We start from the raw sequence: 6,710 nt of genomic DNA, 5'->3' as shown, positions 1-6,710 counted from the left end.
GACGGCGCCTGTCCTGCGCACCTTTTTGGAATGGAAGGGGCTTGGTACTCTCGCCGAACCCTCTCCGAGGAGCCGCCGAATTCGAATTCGGCTAGCCGATTTCGGATAAAGGGCCCTATTCGGCGGCGACGCGGGTGCGCCGGCCAAGCTGCTCGCGGCGGAATTCGCTCGGCGTCATGCCGGTTTTCGACTTGAAGGCGCGGTTGAACGGCCCGAGCGACTGGAATCCGGCGTCGAGCGCGATGGTCAGGATCGGAACCTCCTCCTGCGCCGGGTCGGCAAGCGCCGTCATGGCGTCATCGAGGCGATAGCCATTGAGAAATACATTGAAGTTGCGGTAGCCGAGCTGCTGGTTAATCAGGCGGCGCAGGCCGTGCTCGGACGTGCTAAGCTTTTCGGCAAGACCGCCGATCGACAGCCCCTCCTCGCGATACGCCCTGTCATGATCCATCAGACGCCGCAGGCCTGCGAGCAGCCGCGTATCGTCGTCGCGTTCGGATCGCTCGGTAAGGCCCGGCGCTGCCGCCGGCGAGCGGGCTGCGACCGGCAGCGGCTGCGGCTCGGACTGACCAAACGGAATCAACGAGCCATCCCGGCTGACCGACAGCAGAACCAGCGCGAACACGATCGTGAGCGCCAGCAATCCGGTGCCGAGGGCGAGCGCGAGCTCCTCGCCGCCGCTGTCGTTCGGAAAAACGATCTCGGATGCGATGATCGCAGCCGCATAAAAGGCGATGACAACCACCAGGACAGTGCGCAGCCTCCGGCGTTCCTCGACAAGATCGAGCGACCGCTCGGCCAGCGCATACCAGGCGCCAAGCGCACTGCAGCCGAGCCCGACCGTCGAGAAACCGATGCGGGCCAGCGGCGTGCCGATCAGGAAACATGAAGCGCCGAGCGCCACGATCGCGAGCCAGGCGAGCGCATGCCACCAGGATGGCCTGAACTCGTCGTCGAACAGCGCGGCGGCGAATAGACAAAACACCACCGGATCGCCCATCCCGACCAGTTTCGCCGGAAACAGCCAGCCAGGCAGTTCGCCCGCAAACGCCGAGGCCGAGACGACGACGTAAGCAGCAACGCCAAGCGCAAACAGCGCGCCGTAGAGCCCGGCCGGCACACGTCGCGCATCGCGAAGCAGGAGCGCGGCAACCAGAACCAGAAGAAAAAATGCTCCGCCACGCACCGCAGTTTCGATAAGGGACACGCGGGACTCCCCCCGGAAAACGATGCGCGAGATCTAGCAAATTGGCGGGCTGCGGTATAGCGTCAAGGCCATTGACAGCGGCCGCCCTTTACGGTCGTGCCGGTCAAGCCGTCTTTATGACATCGATCACCGCTTCGGCAAACGCTTGAGGGGCTTCCTGCGGCAGGTTGTGCCCGATGCCGCCGCTGATGGTCCGGTGCGAATATTTTCCCGAGAACATTTTCGCGTAAGCCGAAGGCGGCGGATGCGGCGCGCCGTTGGCATCGCCCTCCATCGTGATGGTCGGCACGCCGATCACAGGACCTTTGGCGAGCTTCTGTTCGAGATCGTCATATCTGGCCTCGCCTTGCGCCAGATCCTGCCGCCAGCGGTAATTGTGAATCACGATGGCGACATGGTCGGGATTGTCGAACGCCTTCGCGCTCCGCTCGAAGGTGGCGTCATCGAAGTGCCATTTCGGCGAGGCGAGCTGCCAGATCAGCCTGGAAAACTCGCGACGATATTTCTCGTAGCCGGCGCGGCCGCGCTCGGTCGCGAAATAGAATTGATACCACCATTGCAGCTCGGCCTGCGGCGGCAGCGGCAACTTGCCGGCCTCCTGACCGCCGATCAAGTAACCGCTCACGGAAACCAGCGCCGTGCAACGCTCAGGCCACAGCGCGGCAATAATATCAGCCGTGCGCGCGCCCCAGTCGAAGCCGGCGAGCGTGGCCTTCTCGATCTTGAGCGCGTCCATCAGTGCGACGATGTCCTCCGCGACCGCCGAGGGCTGGCCGTTGCGCATTGTCGTGTCGGACAGAAACGCCGTGGTGCCGTAGCCGCGCAGATAGGGGACGATGACGCGACAGCCGGCCGAGGCGAGTTGCGGCGCCACGTCGACAAAGCTGTAGATGTCGTAGGGCCAACCATGCAGCAGGATCACCGGCTTGCCGCCGGCCGGGCCGGTTTCGACATAACCGACATTGAGCAGCCCGGCATTGATCTGTTTCAGAGCGGGAAACGATGTATGGCCTCCCGCCTTGGCGGAAGCGCCGGAATCATTTTGCGCTGACGTTTGCGCTTGGGCCGGCCCGCCCAGGGCGAATTGGGTTGTGACGGCCGTTGTGAGGGCGGCGCCAAAAAAGCGGCGGCGATCGATTGGGTCTGACATTTCGCGACTCCCTTTCGGCCGGGTCGGCCGGCGGAGGGAGATCCATAGACTGCAATCGTGGCAAAAGCTGACGCCGAAAATGACGCTGATATTGCACATCGTTGTGAAGCGTTTGCGAAAGGAAGCGGAAGCGCCGCGAACGCCCGCAATATCCCTGCCTCAAGGCCATGCGGCAGCCTTCGGCATTCGCGCCGGTTCGGGCTCGCCGGCTTTTCCCGCAACGAGAACGCCGTCCTCGATCTCGATGATGCGATCGGCGAACGGGACGATGCGGGGATCGTGGGTGACCACGAGCACGGCCCGGTCGCGCTCATGCGCGGCCTCGGAGAGAATATGCATGATCGCGCGGCCATTGTCGCTGTCGAGCGCCGAAGTCGGCTCGTCGGCCAGGATGACCGACGGATTGGCGACGAAGGCGCGCGCGATCGCAACCCTCTGCTGCTCGCCTCCGCTCAAAGAGTCCGGCAGCGCCTTGGCCTTCTGCTCAAGCCCGACCAGGGCGAGCGCCTCCCGCGCCTTTTTGGCGGCGTCCCTGCCGCGATGGTCGCGGATGTCGAGCGCAAGCTGAACATTTTGCGCGGCCGTCAAGGTCGGGAACAGATGATAGGACTGGAAAACGAAGCCGATATGATCACGCCGGATTTTGGCCAGGCCTTCCTTGTCGGCGTCGCTGGTCGAGACGCCGCAGACCGCGACCGTGCCCGAGCTCGGCGTCAACATGCAGCCGAGGATCAGCAGCAGCGTGGTCTTGCCGCTGCCGGACGGCCCCATCAGCAGCGTCAGCTCGCCTTTGCGCAAGCTGAGGTCTATGCCGCGCAGCGCCTGCACCTGGCCGGCGCCTCTGCCGAGCGTCTTCTTGACCTCTTTGGCTTCGATGATGACGTCCTTCATCGCATGAATACCGTGGCGGGATCGATGCGAACGACGCGGATAATCGCCACCAGGCCCGACGCCACGCACATCACGACCGTAAGCACCAGCAGGGCCGATACCAGCAATGGCGTGATCACGATCGGCAGTGCGCTTCCCGCCGTCATCCTGACCACCTCGAAGCCGATAGCGGCGGCGATGATGAAGCCGATCACCGCGTTGATCAACGCCTGATAGATGATGACGTTGTAGATGTATCTGTTCGATGAGCCCATCGCGCGGAGCGTGGCGAACTCGCTGAGATGATCCTTCGTCGAAGAATAGAGCGTCTGCGCGACGATCACGGTCCCGACGATGACCCCGAGAAGCGCCCCCGCGAACAGCGCCGCACCGGCGCCGGTGCCGAACAGCCAGAATGACCGGCTGCGGTTGCGAAATTCGTCCGTCGTGAGCACCTCGGCGTCACCGATGCGATCGCGAATCGCCGAGATCGCGTCGGCTCGATTCACGTCAGGTTTCAGGCGAACCAGCAGGTCGCTGGCGCGATTGGAAGGCGTGCCGGTGTAGAACCGCGCGTTCTTCAGATCGACGAAGACATAGGGCGTCGTCGTGAAGGATCGGATCCCGGCCGTGACCGCGACGACCTTGATGCGACGCCCGCGGATCTCGGCGGTGGCGCCAAGTCCCTTGATCCCCAGTCGATCGAAGTAGGTGCGGTCCACGGCCACGTTGCCTGATTGCGAAAGAGCGCGGACATCGCCTTCGACGACGTCCCAGGGTTGCAACGCATCGGCATCGGCGCCGACAATGAAGACCGGAGTCACCTCGCCCGACTCGATCCGCCAGTCTGAAAAGCCGATCACCAGCGGCACCACGGAAGCAATGCCACCGACCGAGGCGACCTTTTCGCGCAGCTTGGCATCGAGCAGCGAGGGGTCCTCGAAGCATTTCGCGCCCTTGGGCATTATCCAGAGGTCGGCATTGGCATGGTCGATCATGGTCGTGACCATGCGGCCGAAGCCGAGGTACAGACCCATCTGAACCATCACCAGCACGACCGAGAACACGATGCCGACGAGGGTCGCGATGAAGCGCAGCCGGTCATGGAACAGGTTGCGCCATGCCAGCGTCATTACCAGAGACATCCCCTCAACCCTCATCGCGTTTGGTCGGCAATCGTGCTTTCGGTCAAAATGGCTGTCGGCCGCCGCACGCGCGCCTTGACGCCGGCCCGGGCAAGCACCCTGACGCCGGCGCTTGTCGTCCAGCTCAGCGCCAGCGCCAGCGAGAAGACAATGATCATCTTGCCGAACGCACTCAGGGTCACGCCGACAAATGCATATTGCAGCCACAGCACGAAGACATAATGCACGATATAGATGCCGTAGGCATTCCTCGAAAGGTGATCGAGCACGCGGTAACGGGCGCGCAAGAGCCGCAGCGCGATGGCCAGGTAGGCCAGAACGCCGGTCGCGCAGGCCAGAGGAAAGGCCAGTGCCGCTGCCAGCCTGCACGAGAAGGAACTCGCGTCCCAGTCCGGCAGGGTGAGCGAGGTCAGCCCGCCCCACGCCGAAAAACAGATCACAGCCGCCGCGAGCCAGGCCAGCCAATGCCGTGCCATGGGCCCGTCGGTGCGCAGCAGGCTGCGGTCGCAGCCGTAGCAGCCGATCGCAAAGCCCACGAAGAAATAGACGAAGTAGACCAAGGGACGGCTGAGCTGAACGGAGAAGGGCCCGAGACTGGCCCAATTCCAGGGCGAAAAGACAAGCGCCAACGGAACGTAGGCGAGAACCGAGAGCCCCGTCAGCCCCGCAAAAAAGGTGAGCGGCCGATCGCTCAGTCCTCCGATCAACCGACTCAAGGCATGGCGCCATCGAGGTGCCAAGCCGTGCAGGGCGGCGGCGAGCGCGCTGAGCACGAACACCTGCCACAGAAACCATTGCGGGCCGGAGGGCCACATCGGGAGCGCACGCCAATGCTGCCAGAACGCGACCGGCGATGGATCGGCCGCGGTCAACCGATACGAGGCGTAATAGGCAAGTGGGCTGAGACTGGCGACCGCCAGCACAAAGGGCAGGCCAATGCGCCACCATCGATCGGCGAGATAGGCAAAAGGGCCCCTGCGGCCAAGGCTCGTTGGCGCAAACAAGCCCGCGAGAAAAAACATCAGCGTCATCAAACTGATGTCCTGCCAGGCGCAAAACAGGTCAAAGCCGAACCAGCGCTCGCGATCGATAATCGGGAACGCGACCCAGCGATAGGGAGCGGTGTCAAAGGCAAACGGTTGCGCCGGTTGCGATGCGAGATAGGGCAGCGCGGAGTGGAAGGCGATCACGATCAGGATGACGGCCCCGCGCAAATTATTGAACGGCACATTTACGTTCGAATTCATATGGCGCCGCGGTGAAAATTCTCAGGTAATCAAAACCCAACTGGAAGATCGCACTCTTTGTTCCCACCGCGACTTTCCGGCGGCGGCACATGGACGGGCTGGAGGCCGAGATATGACAAGCTTGGGGCGCGTGACCTCGCCTTCTCCGAGGCGCGCGGAGCCTGGCCACCGACCACCGCCGGCGCTTTTGCCGACCGTAACAAGCACGACGGAGAAGCGATGAGGGGGCGCACGAGTAGCCTGCGCGCCCTACTCGTCCTCGAACTCGTCTTCCTCGTTGACCTTCGCGCCGTGCTTGTGCGCGGACGCCGTCTTGTGGCTACCGAGCGATCCCGTCGCATAAGGATCGCGCGACGACGCATAGGGGTTGCGCTGGGAGGCGCGCCCGGCAATCTCTTCGCCGGAGACCGCGGCCGGTTCGCAGATCAGACGCCGCGAGGCGCGGCGCATCAGGTCCACATGGATGTGATCGTAGTGGTAGGCGTTCGAGCCCGGCGCCAGCACGGTGGTGAATTGCCGGCATGCGCCCGCCTCGACGTCGCGCAAAAAGCCCTGCTCTTCCGGCAGGCCATGCCAGCCGTCCTTTACCGTGACACGCCGTCCGTCGGCGAACGTGAAGGCCGCGATGTCGAGCGCGTTGCCGAAGGCGTGCTCTGAAATGTGCGCGCTGGGATTGCCGTTCATGCCGCGGCAGGAATAGGCCGAGATCTGCTTGATCTCGACCACGCGCTGGCCGAACCAGCGTTGCGCCGCCGGCTGCACCGTCTCGGCAAACCAGCGGTCGAGAACGGAAACGATCGGGCAAGCCAGCGTCGCCGCCGGTTTGACCGCGACCGGGCCGGAGGCAGCATACGAATTGAGCGGACCCGGACCGAGCCGCGGCGGCTCATAGGAAGTGGGCGGCGGCAAAGGCGGCGCCTCAACTCGCTGCGGAGAGGCCGGGGCATAACGATCGCGCGGATAGGCGGGCGGTGGCGCGTAAGGCGACGACGGCCCGGGCCGCCATCCGCCAGGCGCGGCTTCGCCGGGCAAGGGAACGTCGTCTTCGTCCGGCGCGACGCTCGGCGCGCGCAACGACACCGGCCCGCTCG

General features: G+C 64.2%; 6 protein-coding genes. All 6 read right to left on the bottom strand.

Annotation, left to right across the window (positions count from 1 at the left end):
• Nucleotides 1-115: 115 nt before the first annotated feature.
• Nucleotides 116-1,207 carry a helix-turn-helix domain-containing protein gene (locus WB528_RS23365; RefSeq protein WP_423891136.1) on the bottom strand — a complete coding sequence of 364 codons (1,092 nt, stop codon included), beginning with the start codon at nt 1,205-1,207 and terminating at the stop codon, nt 116-118.
• Nucleotides 1,208-1,310: 103 nt separating this feature from the next.
• Entirely contained in the window at nt 1,311-2,357 is a 1,047-nt protein-coding gene (locus tag WB528_RS23360) for an alpha/beta fold hydrolase (RefSeq protein WP_423891134.1), read from the bottom strand.
• Nucleotides 2,358-2,516: 159 nt separating this feature from the next.
• Entirely contained in the window at nt 2,517-3,248 is a 732-nt protein-coding gene (locus WB528_RS23355) for an ABC transporter ATP-binding protein (RefSeq protein WP_423891131.1), read from the bottom strand.
• Complete coding sequence (locus tag WB528_RS23350; protein ID WP_423891129.1) at nt 3,245-4,372, bottom strand: ABC transporter permease; 1,128 nt, start codon at nt 4,370-4,372, stop codon at nt 3,245-3,247. Before WB528_RS23350 ends, WB528_RS23355 begins: the two co-directional genes overlap by 4 nt.
• 11 nt (nt 4,373-4,383) lie before the next feature.
• Nucleotides 4,384-5,619, bottom strand: a complete 1,236-nt coding sequence (locus WB528_RS23345; protein WP_423891127.1) for an acyltransferase family protein — start codon at nt 5,617-5,619, stop codon at nt 4,384-4,386.
• A 249-nt stretch (nt 5,620-5,868) separates the two neighbouring features.
• Nucleotides 5,869-6,710: extensin family protein (locus WB528_RS23340; RefSeq protein WP_423891126.1), on the bottom strand; the 842-nt coding region annotated here is incomplete at its 5' end.

This window comes from Bradyrhizobium sp. (assembly GCF_049586575.1).
Taxonomy (GTDB): Bacteria; Pseudomonadota; Alphaproteobacteria; order Rhizobiales; family Xanthobacteraceae; genus Bradyrhizobium.
This window is presented reverse-complemented; position numbering and strand designations above follow the sequence as displayed.